The organism is Thiomicrorhabdus xiamenensis, from assembly GCF_013282625.1.
Lineage (GTDB): Bacteria > Pseudomonadota > Gammaproteobacteria > Thiomicrospirales > Thiomicrospiraceae > Thiomicrorhabdus > Thiomicrorhabdus xiamenensis.
Window position 1 is genome coordinate 724,813 of sequence record NZ_CP054020.1, and the last position, 16,517, is coordinate 741,329.

17 protein-coding genes are annotated in these 16,517 nt (G+C 49.4%); 10 read left to right on the forward strand and 7 right to left on the reverse strand.

Annotated elements, in window-relative coordinates:
• Positions 1–53 precede the first annotated feature (53 nt).
• On the reverse strand, positions 54–1,121 hold the full coding sequence (gene fni, locus HQN79_RS03340) for a type 2 isopentenyl-diphosphate Delta-isomerase (protein ID WP_173284284.1): 1,068 nt from the start codon (positions 1,119–1,121) through the stop codon (positions 54–56).
• An 18-nt stretch (positions 1,122–1,139) separates the two neighbouring features.
• Positions 1,140–2,204 carry a hydroxymethylglutaryl-CoA reductase gene (locus tag HQN79_RS03345; RefSeq protein WP_173284285.1) on the reverse strand — a complete coding sequence of 355 codons (1,065 nt, stop codon included), beginning with the start codon at positions 2,202–2,204 and terminating at the stop codon, positions 1,140–1,142.
• Between the two features lie 186 nt (positions 2,205–2,390).
• Between HQN79_RS03345 and HQN79_RS03350 the strand changes: the two genes are divergently transcribed.
• Positions 2,391–2,669, forward strand: a complete 279-nt coding sequence (locus HQN79_RS03350; protein ID WP_173284286.1) for a peptidylprolyl isomerase — start codon at positions 2,391–2,393, stop codon at positions 2,667–2,669.
• A gap of 68 nt (positions 2,670–2,737) precedes the next feature.
• On the opposite strand, the gene HQN79_RS03355 is transcribed toward HQN79_RS03350, so the two are convergent.
• Complete coding sequence (locus HQN79_RS03355) at positions 2,738–3,373, reverse strand: lipid-binding SYLF domain-containing protein (protein WP_202984505.1); 636 nt, start codon at positions 3,371–3,373, stop codon at positions 2,738–2,740.
• A gap of 223 nt (positions 3,374–3,596) precedes the next feature.
• On the opposite strand from HQN79_RS03355, the gene HQN79_RS03360 reads away from it, so the two are divergent.
• The 7 genes from HQN79_RS03360 (at position 3,597) to HQN79_RS03385 (ending at position 10,575) form a co-directional block, all read left to right on the forward strand.
• Positions 3,597–4,190, forward strand: coding sequence for a LemA family protein (locus HQN79_RS03360; RefSeq protein WP_173284287.1), 594 nt, complete (start codon positions 3,597–3,599; stop codon positions 4,188–4,190).
• A 25-nt stretch (positions 4,191–4,215) separates the two neighbouring features.
• On the forward strand, positions 4,216–6,288 hold the full coding sequence (locus HQN79_RS03365; protein ID WP_173284288.1) for a M48 family metalloprotease: 2,073 nt from the start codon (positions 4,216–4,218) through the stop codon (positions 6,286–6,288).
• A gap of 138 nt (positions 6,289–6,426) precedes the next feature.
• Positions 6,427–7,086 (forward strand): 2OG-Fe(II) oxygenase, encoded by a 660-nt coding sequence (locus tag HQN79_RS03370; protein ID WP_173284289.1) that lies wholly within the window; start codon positions 6,427–6,429, stop codon positions 7,084–7,086.
• Positions 7,087–7,172: 86 nt separating this feature from the next.
• The gene (locus HQN79_RS03375) at positions 7,173–8,282 is read left to right on the forward strand and encodes a glycosyltransferase family 4 protein (RefSeq protein ID WP_173284290.1); all 1,110 of its coding nucleotides are present in this window, start codon (positions 7,173–7,175) and stop codon (positions 8,280–8,282) included.
• 69 nt (positions 8,283–8,351) lie between these two features.
• On the forward strand, positions 8,352–8,768 hold the full coding sequence (locus HQN79_RS12090) for a gamma-glutamyltransferase (protein WP_275284705.1): 417 nt from the start codon (positions 8,352–8,354) through the stop codon (positions 8,766–8,768).
• On the forward strand, positions 8,710–10,185 hold the full coding sequence (ggt, locus tag HQN79_RS03380) for a gamma-glutamyltransferase (protein ID WP_275284706.1): 1,476 nt from the start codon (positions 8,710–8,712) through the stop codon (positions 10,183–10,185). The genes HQN79_RS12090 and ggt overlap by 59 nt, the downstream gene beginning before the upstream one ends.
• Positions 10,186–10,197: 12 nt before the next feature.
• Positions 10,198–10,575 carry a diacylglycerol kinase gene (locus HQN79_RS03385; protein WP_173284291.1) on the forward strand — a complete coding sequence of 126 codons (378 nt, stop codon included), beginning with the start codon at positions 10,198–10,200 and terminating at the stop codon, positions 10,573–10,575.
• 51 nt (positions 10,576–10,626) lie between these two features.
• Here HQN79_RS03385 and HQN79_RS03390 read toward each other — a convergent pair whose 3' ends face one another.
• The 4 genes from HQN79_RS03390 to HQN79_RS03405 all read right to left on the reverse strand — a co-directional run bounded on the left by HQN79_RS03390 (position 10,627) and on the right by HQN79_RS03405 (position 13,758).
• Positions 10,627–11,169 (reverse strand): cytochrome b, encoded by a 543-nt coding sequence (locus HQN79_RS03390; RefSeq protein WP_173284292.1) that lies wholly within the window; start codon positions 11,167–11,169, stop codon positions 10,627–10,629.
• Between the two features lie 208 nt (positions 11,170–11,377).
• On the reverse strand, positions 11,378–12,259 hold the full coding sequence (locus HQN79_RS03395; protein WP_173284293.1) for a 3'-5' exonuclease: 882 nt from the start codon (positions 12,257–12,259) through the stop codon (positions 11,378–11,380).
• 69 nt (positions 12,260–12,328) lie between these two features.
• On the reverse strand, positions 12,329–12,736 hold the full coding sequence (locus HQN79_RS03400; RefSeq protein WP_173284294.1) for an HIRAN domain-containing protein: 408 nt from the start codon (positions 12,734–12,736) through the stop codon (positions 12,329–12,331).
• 110 nt (positions 12,737–12,846) lie between these two features.
• A complete protein-coding gene (locus HQN79_RS03405; protein ID WP_173284295.1) occupies positions 12,847–13,758 on the reverse strand; it encodes an RluA family pseudouridine synthase in 912 nt (303 codons plus the stop codon).
• Between the two features lie 63 nt (positions 13,759–13,821).
• Here HQN79_RS03405 and HQN79_RS03410 point away from each other — a divergent pair, with 63 nt between their 5' ends.
• A complete protein-coding gene (locus tag HQN79_RS03410; protein WP_173284296.1) occupies positions 13,822–14,544 on the forward strand; it encodes a M48 family metallopeptidase in 723 nt (240 codons plus the stop codon).
• Between the two features lie 41 nt (positions 14,545–14,585).
• Positions 14,586–16,394 (forward strand): AAA family ATPase, encoded by a 1,809-nt coding sequence (locus HQN79_RS11990; protein WP_202984506.1) that lies wholly within the window; start codon positions 14,586–14,588, stop codon positions 16,392–16,394.
• The last annotated feature ends 123 nt before the right edge of the window (positions 16,395–16,517 follow it).

The following is a 16,517-nucleotide window of genomic DNA, read 5'->3' on the forward strand; positions in this document are numbered from 1 at the left end:
TATCTTGTGCTTTTATTTTCTATCCCTGTTGCACCGAAAACGGGCCAGGGCGATTATCCGCTACGCTTTTTCGACAGGCTATGCCATGGCGACTGTAAAATAAGGTCGCTATTAAAGTGCAAATCCGCAAATTTTTCAATACCCAGAAGGAATTGTCCGGCCGTAAACTCTTGATGAAACTGTGCTATTTTGGCCGCGACTTCCTCGCTTGAGGTCATTGCCGGCTGTAGCAGGGGGGCGGCTACACCGGCCAGTCGTGCGCCCATGACAACCGATTTGAGCATATCAATTCCGCTGCGGATCCCGCCGCTGGCAATGAGTTTGGCTTGCGGGATAAATGGCTGAGCCAGATAAAGACTTTCGCTGGTGCTCAGTCCCCAATCCTGAAGCAGAATGCCAAGATCGTTATCCGAGCGGTGCGCTTCGATTCGGCTCCACGAAGTGCCGCCGTGTCCGGCAAGATCAAACCACTCGATACCGGCATCCAAACCGAGTTGAATGTCCTGAGGGCTCAGCCCGGAACCGACTTCTTTCAGAATAATCGGCTGTTCAATCTGTTCGGCCAGCCGGGCGATTTTATCCGCCAGCGCGGAGAAGTTGCTGTCTCCTTCCGGCTGAATGATCTCCTGCAACGGATTCAGATGCAGATAGATTGCATCCGCCTGCAGGATATCGATGGCCCGACGGATTTCGTCGACTCCGAAACCATAGTTCAGCTGCACCGCACCGATATTGGCAATTAATGGAATGCTCGGCGCATATTGGCGAATCTTGAAACTTTCTTCGGCGGATGCGTTGCGAATCATGGTGCGCTGCGAACCGACTGCCATGGCGACCTGACTGTTTTCGGCGGCTTCGGCCAGATGACGATTTATTTGTTGCAGGTTCTGCGCGGCGCCTCCTGTCATTGAAGAGATCAAAAACGGAAAGCGCAGTTTTTTACCGAGAAATGCACAGGAGGTATCGACCTGGGCATAGTCGATTTCCGGAAGCGCGCGGTGCATCAGGCGAATCTGTTCGAAGTCGCTGTGACGTTCGACCTGCGGATCTTCAAGGATCGCCCGGATATGATCCTGCTTGCGCTGGGTAATTTGCTGTTGCTGGTTTGGCTCTCTGCTCATGCGCTGCTTCGCTTACGGTTATGAATGTTGTGCGCGTTCGAGTTTGATATGCGCCTGCATCAGTTCGCCCGGGTTGGTTTGCGCCGCCAGAAGCGAGAGCTCTCCGCAGAAAGCGGTCGCCCCGGCAATACAGGCCAGACGGCGGGCATTGGCACCCGGTTCCGCATTGCGATCATTGCAGCCGAGCAGTTCCAGATTTTCCAGTACAAAATCGAGACCTTTACCGTTACCGACCGTGCCGACAATCATATTCGGCAGGGTGGTCGAGAAGTAGAGATCGCCCTCAGGCGTGACTTCGGCATGGTTGATCGCCTGCGAGCCTTCAACGATATTTGCCGCATCCTGACCGGTCGCCAGATAAAAACCGAGCAACATATTGGCAACATGTGCGTTGGCGCTGCGCAGACCGCCGGAGACAATGCTGCCGATCAGATCTTTTTTGATATGCAGGTCAACCAGTGCCTGAGGCGTGGTTTTCAGGAAACGCTTACAGAATTTTTCCGGAATCGTACACTCGCAGACGACATATTTCCCGCGCCCGAGAATGCCGTTGACGGCGGACACTTTTTTGTCGGTACAGTAGTTGGCGGAGATCGAAACATATTCCAGATCGGAGTAGTTTTCGAGAATCCATGGGATCAGCTTGTCGGCGGCATTGGTCGCCATATTATGTCCGGAAGCATCGCCGGTATGGAACTCCAGACGCAGGTAGATCAGATTGCCGACCACCTGAAAATGCGTGTCGATCAGTTTGGCAAAGCGGCTCGACTGGCTGACGACATCCTGCATCTCGTCCTGGCGATTCTGCAAAGAGGCCAGATGTTTGGCTGCAATACCGGCGTGCGGAGCCTGAAGCAGGATGGATCGGGTCATGCGTTCGTCGATGACCGTGACGCGAATTCCACCCGAGTGTGCAGCAACGCGTGCGCCGCGGGCAACCGAAGGCCACAGAGGTGTTTCATAGGTTGCCATAGGAACCATTAGATTATCGGTTTCGACATCGCCGATCAGTTTGAACGGACCGACGGCCTGCATCGGAATCGAGGCAAAGGTCTGGGTAGAGGTTTCAGTGTTATTTTTCATAGGCGCTATTATAAAAGCTGACTCAAATTTTGGGTAAAAGAATTGTTCATGGAATCTTCGGGACGGAAGATTTGCAGCGTGCGGCCTTGAAAAAAAGCGCTTTATCCTTATATTGATCCTGAAAGCGTTCAACGATACAAAAATCAGCGATCACTGATCAATAACAAAAGAGACAAAGGAAAAACTATGGCCTTAGCAACCGCACGCCACATTCTGGTAGACAGCGAAGAAAAATGTAACGAACTAAAGCAGCAGATTCTTGACGGAGCAGACTTCGCGGAAGTGGCTAAAGCCAACTCTCAATGTCCGTCCGGTCAAAACGGCGGCGATCTTGGACAGTTCGGTCCGGGCATGATGGTTCCGGAATTCGATAAGGTCGTGTTCAGCGCCGATGTTGGTTCAGTGGAAGGGCCGGTTAAAACGCAGTTCGGTTATCACCTGGTAGAAGTGACCAGCCGCAGTTAATTGCGTGTGCCTTTCGCAAAAAAGAAAAGCCGCTTAAATGCGGCTTTTTTGTTTTCGGCTGATTTTGTTTAGTGGGCCGGGTCAAAACTGAATTTCTGGCCGCTGATCGCCGCTTCGTACATCAGACCGGCTTTGACCAGATTGAATACGGCCATGCCCTTGTAATACTGACCGTCTGCGGCAACGTATTTGTCGCCGGCATTAGCGGTTGCGGAAGTTCCTTTGGTTGAAGCTTCTCCGGAAACACCGGCGGTTATGACCACGGCAGAGGCTTGCGCACCGAATTCGAAGCTGCCGCTGACAAATTCATCATAGGCACGCTGATCCTGGAAAAAGATAATTTCGCTGTACGCCTGTCCGCCGAACTGAAAACCGAGCGAGGCCTGAGTCAATTTGGTCATACCGGTAAAGCTGCCCTGTTTATAGACGCGTCCTTCGCCGTAAGCGCCGCCGATGACAAAACCGACCTTACCGACGACTGGAAAAATCGCATAGCCGTAAGCGTGATCGAAAAATGCCGCGGATTTTGGGGCGTTCTTAAAGGCGCGGATGGTTTCATCATAATCCTTGTCTGTGGTGCGCTTGATGAACTGACCGTCGGAATCGGCTGAAGCGACATCGTCTTCGGCCATGACCTGAGTCTGGACGCCAAGGGAACAGATCGATACCAGAAGAGCACTTTGAATCCATGATTTTAATTTCATTGCGTTAATCCTTTTCCAAGTTGAAAACTGCGTTTGTCACATTCTAATATGAAGCATGGCCGATTTGCGCACTTTTAAGCATGACTATTCGCTTAAGACTTTATGCGCTCGGTATCCTTTGCAAGTTGCGTCAGACCAACTTTTCGAGCCGATGCGCTTGTGAATTTTCATGCCGTTGAGTATTCTGATTTGAATTGAAAAATATCAGGAATATGAGGCGCTTATGACAACCTTGCTGGTGATTCTTTTTATTATTATCGCGATCGCGCTGTATCTGATCGTGATCTACAATCAGCTGGTCAAACTGAAAAACCGTTATCAGAATGCGTTTGCGCAAATTGATGTGCAGATGAAACGTCGCTATGACCTGATTCCCAATCTGATCGAAGTGGCCAAGCAGGCGATGCAGCACGAGCGCCAGACCCTGACCGAAGTGATTGCGGCGCGCAATCTCGCGCACGCCGCGTTGCAACAGGCGGCCAACAATCCCGGTGATGCTAAGGCAATGCAGAACTTTCAGCAGGCCGAAGCGAAACTGAAAAATTCTCTGAGCGGCTTTAATGTTCTGGTAGAGGCCTATCCCGACCTGAAAACCAACCAGACCATGATGCAGCTCAACGAAGAACTCTCTTCAACCGAAAACCGCATCGCTTTTGCCCGTCAGGCGTTCAACGACGCAGTGATGTTCTATAACGCCTATCGTCAGAGTTTTCCGCCGATTCTGTTTGCGGCGACTTTCGGTCATCCGCTGGATGCGGCGCTTTTGGAGTTTGCCGATAAGGAACAGATTCAACAGGCGCCGAAAGTTCAATTCTAGTTATTGATCGGAGAGCGTGCACAGTATGGATTTTTTCGGCGCGCAGGATAAAGCTCGAAGCCGGACACGCTGGCTGGTGTTCTGGTATGTCATGATCCTGCTGTTTATTTCCGTTCTCAGTTCTCTGGTATTGATGCTGCTGATTCCGCTCTTTACCGGCGCCCACGGAATCCGGCTCGACTCGCAGTTTCTGGCGGGCTCGGTTTATACTTTGGATAACTGGCCGATCTTGCTCGGTATGAGCGCGTTCATTTTCTTCGGCGCGGCGCTAAGCTCCTATCTCAAAGGGCGTGAATTATCCAAAGGGGGAGCCGCGGTTACCGTTCAGCTCGGAGCCCGCTTAGTGCCGCAGAACAGTTCTCATCCGCTGCAGCGACGGGCGTTGAATATTGTTCAGGAGATGGCGATTGCGGCCAATATGCCGGTGCCGCAGCTTTATCTTCTGGCTGAGGAAACCTCCATCAACGCCTTTGCTGCAGGTCTGTACCCTTCGGATGCAGTCATTACCGTGACCCGCGGTGCTCTGGAACGGCTCAACCGCGATCAGCTGCAAGGTGTCATCGGGCACGAGTTCAGTCATATTCTCAATGGCGATATGCGTCTTAATCTTCGTTTGATTATGCTGCTGCACGGCATCGAGTTTATCGGCTCGGTCGGGCGTTTTCTGTCGCCGTCCCGCCGACGTTTTCACTCGTCGCGCAAAGGCAATCGCAGCGGCGGCGTGATTGTTCTGGTCGGCTTGCTGTTGCGTGTTCTGGGCTGGTTTGGCGAAATCTTCTCGCGTTTGTTGCAGGCCGGAATCAGCCGTCAGAGGGAGTTTTTGGCGGATGCCAGTTCACTGCAGTTTACCCGCAACCCGGATGGTATCGGCGGTGCTTTGAAAGTGCTGGCTCATGCTCAAGGGCGCTCATATCTCAAAACGGATAATCTCGAAGAGGTGGCGCACCTGTTTTTTGCTCAGGCGTTGTTCAAACGTTTTAAATGGTATGCGACCCATCCGCCGCTTGAAGAGCGCCTGCAGCGAATCTACCCGAACTGGAACGGAGAAACGCTGGAAGGACTTCCTCTGCATGAAACCAATACACACTTCGACACAGAGCAGGGCGATGACGATTCATCCCAAGCAACCGCCAATGCTTCAACAGCCAACCCGCTCGCCGACCTGCGGCTGGAGTCCGTGCACAATCTGGCTCTGCTTTTACCTTTGTTGATACAGGGCGGGAAGGAACCTGAGCCCGCCCAAAAAACACAGCTTGAAGCGCTTTTAGCTTCGCTGAATGAACCCTTGGATTCGATGGCGCTGGTTTTTGCAGTCTTGCTTGCCAGACAATATGGTGCTCTGCATGGCAACGATTATTCTGCTCCGGCTTTAGTTGCCGATTTTGCAGCCCAGCTGAATTCTACGAACAAGCAACAGTGGACTGCGATTGAAGGGCTTGAGCCTTTGGTCATTCAACAGCTACAGCGCTTACAGTCTCTTGGACAGCTCAATCGTCTGCTGTTAATCGAACTCGGCATGCCAGCATTAAAAGCCCTTTCCGAGGTGCAGTACCGGCAGTTTGCCGAACTGTTGGAAGCAACGGTGAAGTTTGACCGCCAGGTGACCCTTTTTGAAACGGCGCTGCTCGGACTGATCAATCACTACCTGCAGGCAAATCTGGGGTTAAAGAAAGTTGCCGCAAGTCGTATTCGGCGCTGGCGGATTGTACAGCCTGAACTGCAGTTGCTGTTTTCCTATATGAGCCGGCGGATTGCTCTAAGCGCCGTTCCGGAAAACGATTATCGGCATGCTCTGTCTTTGCTCGGCATCCATGACATTGATTCGATGCCGCTGATCGCCAGCGAGCAGCTTGACGAGCAACAGGTTCAACGGGCCGTGAACAGGCTTCAACAGCTGGATTGGGCATTAAAAGGTGAATTGCTCAAGGCAATGGTGGCGATGGTGGAAAAAGACGGCGTCCTGACCGAGGCGGAAGAAGAACTGATTCTGGCTATTGCCCTTAATCTTGAAGCGCCACTACCCCGATTTACTTTACAAACCACGCTTGAGCAGCAGCCTCCTTCTCCTTTTGCTTCTGCTTCTTCTTCTTCGCAATAGATTCCCTGTGCAAGGCGCATTATTGGCCGTTTTATCCCTGGCTTGAAAAACAGCGCTTTTTCGATTCGATTTTTATTGCCAAAACAGTGGCTTAGGCGCATAATTCGCGCACTTTTTATAATCGGGTTTAGGCGGAAAATGGAAGCTTTTGATTGGCAGTGGCAGGCGTCCCTGTTGAATGAGATGCTCGACTCTCTGGTAGAGCAGGGGTTTTATATCTGGGATGATGCCATTCCGCAAGCGCTGTGTCTGGCTCTGTTGAACGAAGTTCAGCAGCTTGAGCAGGAAGGCGAAATGTATAAGGCCGGTATTGGACGCGGTGACGATCATCAGCTGAAAAGCGAGGTTCGCCGCGATAAGATCAAATGGCTGGATGGTAATACTACCTCACAGATCCTCTATCTGAAAATGATGGCTGAACTGCAGTTTCAGATCAACCGGGCTCTGTTCCTTGGTCTGTTTGAATACGAGGCGCATTTTGCTCTGTACGACAAAGGCGATTTTTATAAGCGTCACAGAGATAGCTTTAAAGGCGCGGCCAACCGCATCCTGACGACAGTGTTGTATCTTAATCCTGAATGGGATAAAGAGTGGGGCGGAGAATTGCTTCTTTATCCTGACGATGATCAGGAACAAACCGTTCTGGCACGGGTCACGCCGAAAATCGGGCGTCTGGCGATCTTTATGAGTGAAAATCTTCCGCACGAAGTTTTGCCGACCCATCAGCCGCGCGTTAGCATTGCCGGCTGGTTCCGCTGCAATAACAGTCTCGGCGGGCAGATTGATCCGGCAAAGTAAGCCGCACAGTTTTCTTAATTGTTTAATCAAACTGTCATCTGCTCTCGCTAAGCTGAACCCAATTTCTTAATTGAGTTCAGCGCCGAATGCTTAATTCAAGATTTTTCGCTCCTGACGAAATATTTACTCTGTCTGGCGCTACCGCGTCGGACAAAACAATCCGCAAGCTGCTTCTGGTGACGGACGCCTGGTATCCCCAGGTCAATGGAGTGGTTACGACCTTATCGCATCTGATTGAAGAACTGCGTCTTCAGGGAATGACTGTCGAGGTCATCAATCCGGAAAACTACCGGACGTTTCCTCTGCCGACCTATCCGGAAATCCGCCTGGTGACCCGAGCGCCGGATCTGGAAGCGCGTATCCGCGGTTTTCAACCGGATGCAATCCATATCGCGACCGAAGGGACGCTGGGTTGGAAGGTGCGCGCTTTGGCGCTAAAAAATAACTGGCCTTTTACCAGCGCCTATCACACCAAATATCCCCAGTATATCCGTCAGCGTTTACCGTTTATTTCCGAAAAATGGATCTATAAACTGCTGTACCGTTTCCACCAACCGGCACAGGCTACTTTTGTTCCGGCGCTGTCGATTCGCGAAGAGCTAGAGGAGCAGGGCTTTTCTCCGGTGAAAATTATGAGCAGAGGGGTCGATCGTCAGATTTTCCGGCTGTATGAAGAGGATGAACTCGAAGCGGATTTTCCATTTGACCGTAGTTGGCCTCGGCCTTTTCTATTGTATGTTGGCCGCGTTGCGCCGGAAAAAAACATTCAGGCCTTTCTGGATCTGGATATTCCCGGAACTAAAATCGTGGTCGGAGACGGTCCGCAGTTATTCGAGTTACAAACAACTTATCCACAGGTTAAATTTCTGGGGAAAAAGAAAGGGATTGCACTGGCACGATGCTATGCGGCAGCGGATGTTTTTGTTTTTCCGTCGCTGACCGATACTTTCGGCGTCGTCAATATCGAGGCCATGGCCTGCGGGACGCCGGTCGCGGCCTTTAATGTGACCGGCCCGAAAGACAGCGTCCGCAACGGAGTGAACGGTTTCCTTGATGACGATCTTGATTATGCCATTGAGCAGGCACTGCGACTCAAAGATACGCACAGGATCGCGCGATCGGTGGATAACTTTAACTGGCGTTCGGCCAGCAAACAATTTACTGCACATCTGGCGAAGATTGCCGGTGTTTTTTGAGCATAAGGTTTGGCAATTGTCCGGCAAGCGTGAATAATGGGCAACGTCTGTTAACCAAATAGTATTGCTATGAAAATCATCTCTTTACCGAATCGAAAATTTCTGCCGGGTAAATTTACCGTAACCCTTTTCTCCGCGGTTGTAGCGACCGCTTTGGCGCTGTCTCCCTTGAGTGTGCAAGCTCAGGATCTGATGTCGGTACCCTCCAAATCCAAGCAAACGCCCGAGACACAGATTGAGCTCTCCGCGTCGACTGTGCAAAAAGGCATTTTCAAGGGCGCTTATGCCATGCCGGATACTTACAGCGCGCAGGTGGTCGAGAAGGTTTTTGCCGGCGGCGGGAATGCGGTTGATGCGGCAGTAGCCGCCGGTTTTATGCTGGCGGTTACCTATCCCGAGGCGGGCAATCTTGGCGGGGGGCGGCTTTATGACTCTGGCGATGGGGCAGAACGAAAGCAAGCAGCCGTGGTTTCTGGATTATCGTGAAATGGCGCCTAAGGCGGCTTTCCGCGACCTCTATCTGGACGAAAAGGGCGAAGTGATTCCTTATAAATCTTTGGTGGGCTATGCGGCTTCCGGCATACCGGGCACGGTGATGGGATTGTGGCAGGCGCATCGCAAATTCGGTTCTCTTCCGTGGCAACGGCTTTTGCAGCCGGCGATTGAAGCGGCCGCTAACGGTTTTGTGGTCTCCGAGCATCTGGCGAAAACGCGCGCCTGGTATCAGCAATGGGTGGCTGATAAGAGTCAGGAACCGCTTAATTTCAATGACTATTTTGCTCAGCTTAAAGCCGGGAATACGTTTAAACAGCCCGAGCTGGCGCAGACATTGCAGCGGATTGCCGACCAAGGCGCGCAGGGATTTTATCAGGGGAAAACGGCCGAGCTGATGGCAAAACAGTATCAGGCCAATGGCGGTTTGATTACTTTGGAGGATTTGCAAGGTTATCAGGCGAAATGGCGAGAACCGGTACGGGTTAAGTGGTTCGGTCGCGAAGTTGTCTCCGCGCCGCCGCCGAGTTCCGGCGGGATCGCTATCGGCCAGCTTTTGAAAATGTATGAATTTCTGCAACCCGAATATCAGGATGCTTTGGCCCACGCCGAGCATGCAGGGCTTCCGAAAACGGCCGTTAAAGCGCACTTTTACGCCGAGCTGGAAAAGCGTGTGTATGCTGATCGTGCCGAATATCTTGGCGACAGCGACTTTTTCGATGTTCCGATGGAGACGCTGTTGTCCGCTGATTATCTGAAAAAGCGCGCGCAGGAAGTTAATTTCGAAGCGATTTCCAAAACCGAAGCGATCCGGTCGGGCAAAATCGAATCGCCGGAAACCACGCATTTTTCGATTATTGATCCTTACGGAAATGCGGTGTCCAATACCTACACTTTGAACATGCCGTTCGGTAACGGCGTGGTCATAGAAGGGGCCGGGTTCTTAATGAATAACGAAATGGACGATTTTTCGACCAAACCTGGGGTGGCTAATCTGTTTGGCGTGGTCGGCGGTAAGGCCAACGAAGTTGCGCCGCAGAAACGGATGCTCTCTTCAATGTCCCCGACGCTGGTACTCAAAGACGGGAAAGTCGAAACGGTCGTCGGTACGCCGGGCGGTTCGACGATTATTACCTCGGTCTTCCAGACGCTGATTAATCTGTATCACGAAAATATGAACGCTCAGCAGGCGGTTGATGCGCCGCGAGTGCATCATCAGCTGTTGCCGAAAGATCTGATCGTATATCATCCGGATCTTGCCGATGAGGTTAAAGAGGAGTTGGCGCTGATGGGCTATCAGCTTAAACGCAACAACTATCTCGGCGATGTCCAGCTGATCTGGCGTGGTGAAGAAGGCTGGCAGGCGGCGGCTGACTGGCGCGGTCGCGGTCAGGCGAAAGTGCTTGAATAAAAAGGAAAGGCTATGAAATCACCGCACAGCGGTTTCAAACGGATTTTTCACGCGGCAGGTTATTCCTGGAAAGGGTTTAAATCGACCTGGAAGCACGAGACGGCTTTCCGTCAGGAGGTGATCCTGTTTGTACTGCTGCTACCGCTGGCTTTCTGGATCGGCGAAAGCGCCTTTGAGCGGGCGATTCTGATTGCGGTATTGATGATTGTTCTATTGGTGGAATTGCTCAATACCGCTATTGAATCCACGGTCGATCGGATCGGTGACGATTATCACAAACTTTCGGGCCGGGCGAAAGATCAGGCTTCGGCGGCGGTCTTTCTGTCGTTCTTTATCGCCGCCGTTGTCTGGGCAGGCTTTCTGATTTCGAAAATCATGGGCGGTTTATAGTGGCCCGGTGCCGTTCAATGCCTCCCGATCAGGTTTTGACCAGGCTGGAATTTATTTCCACAACATGCGGCGCAAGACATTGTCGCGCAGAATGTAATGGTGCCACAGCGCCGCCAGAGCGTGAATCCCGATAATAAAGTAGCCCAGATTTCCGACAAACTCATGCACTTCTTCAAAGAATTCTGCGGCACCGTGACTTTCGCCGATTAAATGCGGCAGCCGGGAACCGAATATCATCAGTTGTTCGCCTTCGGCACTGATAATCAGCCAGCCCAGTAGCGGCATCAGCACCATAAACAGATACAGGCCGATATGCACGCCGCCGGCCGCCTTGGTCTGCATGGCATTCGGATCGCCCAAGAGTACCGGCGATTGCTGTAGATATTTAACCAGCAGACGAAATAAGACCAGAGCGAGTACCGAGAGTCCGATGATAAAATGACTGTACTCCATAAACTCTCTGCCGGCAGACCCCTTATCAAAGATATCTTCGAGTTCGATCGACAGATACGCCAGTGCAATCAGAACAACCATGATCCAGTGCAAAAAAATCGACAGGAGTCCATAACGCTCCAGATTGTTTAACCACTGCATACAACGTCTCCCAGTCATTTAAGGTTCTGTCATTTGGCGCCACTTTACGGTGAAAAGCAATCGACAAATAGCCTAGCGAAAGACTTTCTTAAGCGTGCTCAAGAGATATGAGACTTATGTCCCGTGTGAGGAATGGTCGGGTTTTGCGAGAGGCGGTAAGGAGATCGCCTCTCTCGTGAATTGCGGCTGTCTAGCCGGCAGGAAAGGGTTATTGCGCGCGAATCGAAAAGGTATCGGTCGCTTTGAGCTTGTTGATCGTCGGGTTCGGGGTCGAGTTTTCCGCCAGCCAGACGGTTTCGGTTTCCAGCTGGTCATCGTCAATCAGCTTTTTCCACACGCGTAAACTTGCATCCCAGCGGTAACCGCGACTGCGCAGCTGATCCTTGATATCGAAAGGCGCACCGGTCGCCTGAATAATCGATTTGGCGACACGGATTTTTTTCAGCAGATAGTGGAAAGCCGGCATTTTCGCTTCGCCGACCGATTGTGAAAGCAGTTCCGAAAGGGCCTGAACATCGTCCAGCGCGCGGTGTGCGCCGTAGAAGAACTGGCCGATTTTCCAGCACAGAAATTCCTGCGAGCGCGAGCCGACATCGGTCAGAGCTTCCCAGTCAATCTGTACCACTGAACAGCCCCAGATTTTGTCGACAAAAACGTCGTGATAGCGTTCCAGTACCGGGCGGTCGAAAGCGGCATTATGCGCCACGCACAGTTGTGCCTGAGCGATGTCGTCGGCGACCTGATCCCAAGGGATCTGATGCCCGGCGACGTCTTCCATGGTCAAGCCGGTGACCTTGGTGACTTCCGGGGTGATTTCGCCTTCCGGTTCGTTAAGGAAGTTTTTAGCGGCCAGCACACGGTAGAAATGTCCCTGACTGTCAAACTCGATAATCTGATAGCCGAGTTCAATGATTTCGCACTCGGCCGTATTCAGACCGGTGGTTTCGGTGTCAATGACGCAGACGCGATGATAGCTTTCCTGTTGCGGAACATTGAATTGTTCGGTTGGTTTGAGTTTGCGAAGAACCTGATAATCATCGGACTGATTTAACAGTTGGGCACATTGTGCGAGTGAGGCGTTATCGCTCATTTGGAATCTCTTGATTTACAAAAATAATGCGGTGAATTGTTGCAGATTCACGCAGGCTTCGTAAAGTCATTAGCAACTTTTCTTACGACGAAAGCGTTGCCACTGGTGTTTTTTTCGCAGCCACAGCGACAGCAAAACCGATTGCAATGCCTTATGCCACGGAAGATCGAGCGTCATTTGCAGTTCGATTTCCTGCCATTTTCCCTGTCGCCACAGATAGCTGATGCGGTTGTCGAGGTTTTCAATGTCATGCGGAGAGTAGATTTCTGCCAGCGTTTTGGCCAGCTGCCGCGGAATATAACCGATCAGCGCGCTTCCTTGCCGGTTCGTCCAAAACAGTTGTATTGCATTGGCATCGTAAGAATTATCCGGTTCGGTTTGTATTTTAAAGTGCATTCCGGTTTTTAAATGCGGCCAGAGGGCATCGGCGGCGTAGTAATACAGGCCTTTAATCGGAAAGCGCAGAGTCAATCGCATGGGAAATCACTGTGGTTATCGGTGTGATAACTACTTTAAAACTGCGGTTGAATAATTGCAATTATGCAATGATTGGGGCGCACTGACTGAAAGGTTTAATCCGCTTTGCGCTAGTCGATCAGCGTCAGGAGTTCGTCGGAAAGCCGGATGGTCTGTTCGCTGTGACTAATCGGGCAGATCCAGCGAAGTTTATAGGCGCTCAGTTGCAGATCGAAATCGTATGGCTGATCCAATTGTGCATTGCCGTACAGTCGGTCGCCGATAATCGGCAGATTCGCCGAGGCGAGGTGTTTGCGGATTTGGTGCTTGCGGCCGGTTTCGATAGCAATCTCAACGCGGCTAAAGTGATGGCCATCGATTTCTGAGTTGCCGATCAGTTTGAAATGACTGGTCGCGTTTTTGCCGTCGATCGGCTCGTGGCTGCTCCATTCGGGTTGGCTCGGTTTGCCCCAGACATTAGCCAGATAGGTTTTATGAATTCGCTTCTCTTCAAACAGCCGTGTCAGCGCAGCCGCAGTTTTTTTATTGTGCGCGATCAGCATCAGCCCTTCAGTCGCTCGGTCCAGACGGTGGATCTGCCAGCACTGACGAATCTGTCCGAAAAATTGCTCCGAGCGCAGTTCGATCCAGCGCGGAAGGCTTTGAAAATCGCCGTATTTACTGCCTTGAGATAGCATGCCGCGCGGTTTGAACCACACCGAGTAGGCGCCGAAATCTTGAATCAGCGTCGCTTGAAACTGATCGCCGAGCAAAGGTTGCTGTAACAGCTTTGGGTTGTAGTACAGGTCAAGCTGCTGACCGGGTTTCAAGGTGCGCTTCAGGCGACGAATCGCTTCGGCCTTTTTTCCGTGATTGAGCCAGATCGCACCTTTCTGAGCAAAGTCTTTTAATTGCGCCTTGCTGAAAGGGCAAGCCTGCGCCAACAATTCCAGAGCGCTTGTTTCGTTCTCGGCAACGGCCTGAAAATGCGGGTTCTCGGAAACCGGTTTTTCGGACAGGTGGGCGTTTTTTGCTTCGGTCATAGGGTAATATAGTCAGGCGTCAGTTCAAGTTAAGTTAGCGTAACGGATTACACCGGGTTTTGAATGTCACATTTTGCCAGAAAATTAGTCGATAAACTTGCCAATCAGGCGGTGCCGAAAGCGGACTATCCGCAACACTGGCCTATGCAGGTCAATAACGAGCCGACGCAGATTGCGATTAAATATACCCGTCGCAACCGTTCGATTGGACTGAAGTATCTGCAAGAGGGCTGGAAACTTTACTGTCCGCAAAATGTCTCGCCGAAAAAAGTGCGTTCCATGCTGCAAAGTCACCACGCCGACCTGCAGGCTTTTATCGACCGCCATTCGTCGAAAATTCACAAAAGGGCGCAACAGCAGAACATTTCCCCCCTACAAAAAGGCTCGGAGTTCATCTGGCTTGGTCAAAAATGCCAGATTGAATGTGAACTGGCAGAACTGGAGAGAGAACTGATTAAAGAGGCGCAAGACTATCTGCATCCTAAAGTGGCCTTCTATGCCGAACAGATGCAGCTGGCACCTAAACAGATCAAAGTGAAAAACTATAAATCCTGCTGGGGTAACTGCTACCATCAGCGCGGGCTGGTGCAATTCAACTGGAAACTGCTGCAAGCCCCCGAATGGGTGGTGGACTATGTCATTGTCCATGAACTCGCCCATCTGGTTCACCCCAACCACTCCCGCGACTTCTGGTCACTGGTGCAATACCATTATCCTCAAACCCCGCAAGCCAAAAGCTATCTAAAACAATATGGCGGCCACATGATGAAGTTTTATGTGCGCTGATTTAAAATTTGAATCTAGGTTTATATCGGGAGATTTAGTGGATGCTATTTAAGAAAATAGAAATAGATAATGTTGGGCCAATTTCAAAGTTATCAATTGAATTTCCCAAAACAGAGGGTGCACCTAAGCCTCTGATTGTAGTAGGTGAAAATGGTACGGGAAAAAGTATACTTCTAGCTCATTTAGTTAACACTTTGGTGGTTGGAAAACAAGAAGTGTATGAGGATGTTGAAATTGAAAAGGGAAAAGTTTTCAAGTATCGAAGTCCAAGCTATATAAAGTCAGGTGAAGTATTTTCGTTTTCAAAAGTAGAGTTTGAATCAGGGGAAAATGTTCAAGAATGGCAATTAGCCCTTGCAAAGAATGACTTTGAGGAAAAATTAGGCTACACACCACCAAGACGAGAATGGAGTCAAATACCTGGGCAAGAAAACTCGCATTTTTCTTCTTCTTTTAAAGCAAACTCTGAAAGTACTCAGAAAATTTTCAAACATCAATGCTGTCTGTATTTTCCAGTAAATAGATTTGAGGAACCAGCATGGCTAAATCAGGTTAATCTTAAGTCAAAGGCTAGTTATACGGAATTGAGAAGGATTTCTGGTTTCTCAAATAGAGATCTTATATGTACATCGCCTCTCAAAAAGAATATCAACTGGTTACTTGATTTAATATTTGACAGACAGGCATTTGACTTACAAATCCAAGAACAGCCTCTGTCAAGAAGTGATGCCACCTTTCAAACTTACATTCCTGTTTTTTCCGGTTATAAAGGTCAAAGCACAAATCTATATGAAGCTGTTTTACAAATAGTTCGTGTAATACTTAATGAGGATGGAAATATCAGGCTAGGAGCAGGTACAAGACGATCTCGACAAATTTCAGTGATGAAAAATGAAAAGATGTGGATTCCAAATTTATTTCAATTATCGACTGGCGAAGTTCAGTTAATAAATTTATTTCTTTCAATTATTAGAGATTATGATCTATCCGAGGGAGAATTAAACAGTCTAAGTGATATTAGAGGGATTGTAATAGTTGATGAGATTGATGCCCATCTTCATGTGTCACATCAGAAAGAAATTTTGCCAAAGCTAATTAAATTATTCCCAAATGTTCAATTTATTATTACATCCCACTCCCCCCTTCTACTTATAGGGATGGAGAATGAATTTGGTGCAGATGGTTTTGAAATACTTAATATGCCAAATGGTGAAAAGGTTGTAGCAAGTGATTTTTCAGAGTTTATCAATGCTTATGAATCATTCAAGGAAACAGCCCGCCATCGGGAAGAGATTGCTAAGGAAATAAACCAACACTCTAAACCAATTGTCTTTGTGGAAGGTGACTATGATATTCGATACCTTATTAAAGCTGCTGAGGTTCTTAATAAGAATGATATCTTGGATAAAGTGCAGTTAAAGGATGGAGTTGGTTTTGGGAATTTGGATAAAATTTGGAAAAGTTATAACAACTCTATTTCAGCCGTTGTGCCAAATAAAATTTTACTTCTTTACGATTGCGATACAAATAAACAGAATGCCCAAAAAAACTTGGTATTTAAGCGAGTGATCCCATCTCATGCAGATAGTCCAATTTCAATTGGTATAGAAAGTCTTTTTGCACAAAATACTATTTTAAAAATTGAAGCTGAAAATCCCCAATATATTGATGTTGTAGAAGAGTCATCAAAAAGAATTAGAGGTGTAGAAACAAATATTCCAGCTTCAAAATCTGTGAATAAGGATGAAAAAGGAAATATGTGTAACTGGCTTTGTGAGCATGGAAATGCAGAGGACTTCTCTAACTTTGTAATTGCTTTTGACATAATAGAGCAAGTTATTAATGAATAGCTGGGTTAAAGTAAAGCGTAATCATTTTTTCGGTTCGCTCAAGGTTAGCCTTTTAGTCCAAGAGTGCTTTTAAAAACATATTTTAAAAAAACTTCCTCTCCGTTTACTGGGTAGACGAAAACA

Excerpts from the sequence above, each read along its gene's own strand:
- HQN79_RS11990 (WP_202984506.1), top strand. The coding sequence starts at position 14,586 with ATGCTATTTAAGAAAATAGAAATAGATAATGTTGGGCCAATTTCAAAG.
- HQN79_RS03400 (WP_173284294.1), bottom strand. The coding sequence starts at position 12,736 with ATGCGATTGACTCTGCGCTTTCCGATTAAAGGCCTGTATTACTACGCC.
- HQN79_RS03405 (WP_173284295.1), bottom strand. The coding sequence starts at position 13,758 with ATGACCGAAGCAAAAAACGCCCACCTGTCCGAAAAACCGGTTTCCGAG.
- HQN79_RS03355 (WP_202984505.1), bottom strand. The coding sequence starts at position 3,373 with ATGAAATTAAAATCATGGATTCAAAGTGCTCTTCTGGTATCGATCTGT.
- HQN79_RS03360 (WP_173284287.1), top strand. The coding sequence starts at position 3,597 with ATGACAACCTTGCTGGTGATTCTTTTTATTATTATCGCGATCGCGCTG.
- HQN79_RS03365 (WP_173284288.1), top strand. The coding sequence starts at position 4,216 with ATGGATTTTTTCGGCGCGCAGGATAAAGCTCGAAGCCGGACACGCTGG.
- HQN79_RS03375 (WP_173284290.1), top strand. The coding sequence starts at position 7,173 with ATGCTTAATTCAAGATTTTTCGCTCCTGACGAAATATTTACTCTGTCT.
- HQN79_RS03350 (WP_173284286.1), top strand. The coding sequence starts at position 2,391 with ATGGCCTTAGCAACCGCACGCCACATTCTGGTAGACAGCGAAGAAAAA.
- HQN79_RS03390 (WP_173284292.1), bottom strand. The coding sequence starts at position 11,169 with ATGCAGTGGTTAAACAATCTGGAGCGTTATGGACTCCTGTCGATTTTT.
- ggt (WP_275284706.1), top strand. The coding sequence starts at position 8,710 with ATGACTCTGGCGATGGGGCAGAACGAAAGCAAGCAGCCGTGGTTTCTG.
- HQN79_RS03385 (WP_173284291.1), top strand. The coding sequence starts at position 10,198 with ATGAAATCACCGCACAGCGGTTTCAAACGGATTTTTCACGCGGCAGGT.
- HQN79_RS03410 (WP_173284296.1), top strand. The coding sequence starts at position 13,822 with ATGTCACATTTTGCCAGAAAATTAGTCGATAAACTTGCCAATCAGGCG.
- HQN79_RS03345 (WP_173284285.1), bottom strand. The coding sequence starts at position 2,204 with ATGAAAAATAACACTGAAACCTCTACCCAGACCTTTGCCTCGATTCCG.
- HQN79_RS03370 (WP_173284289.1), top strand. The coding sequence starts at position 6,427 with ATGGAAGCTTTTGATTGGCAGTGGCAGGCGTCCCTGTTGAATGAGATG.
- HQN79_RS03395 (WP_173284293.1), bottom strand. The coding sequence starts at position 12,259 with ATGAGCGATAACGCCTCACTCGCACAATGTGCCCAACTGTTAAATCAG.
- HQN79_RS12090 (WP_275284705.1), top strand. The coding sequence starts at position 8,352 with ATGAAAATCATCTCTTTACCGAATCGAAAATTTCTGCCGGGTAAATTT.
- fni (WP_173284284.1), bottom strand. The coding sequence starts at position 1,121 with ATGAGCAGAGAGCCAAACCAGCAACAGCAAATTACCCAGCGCAAGCAG.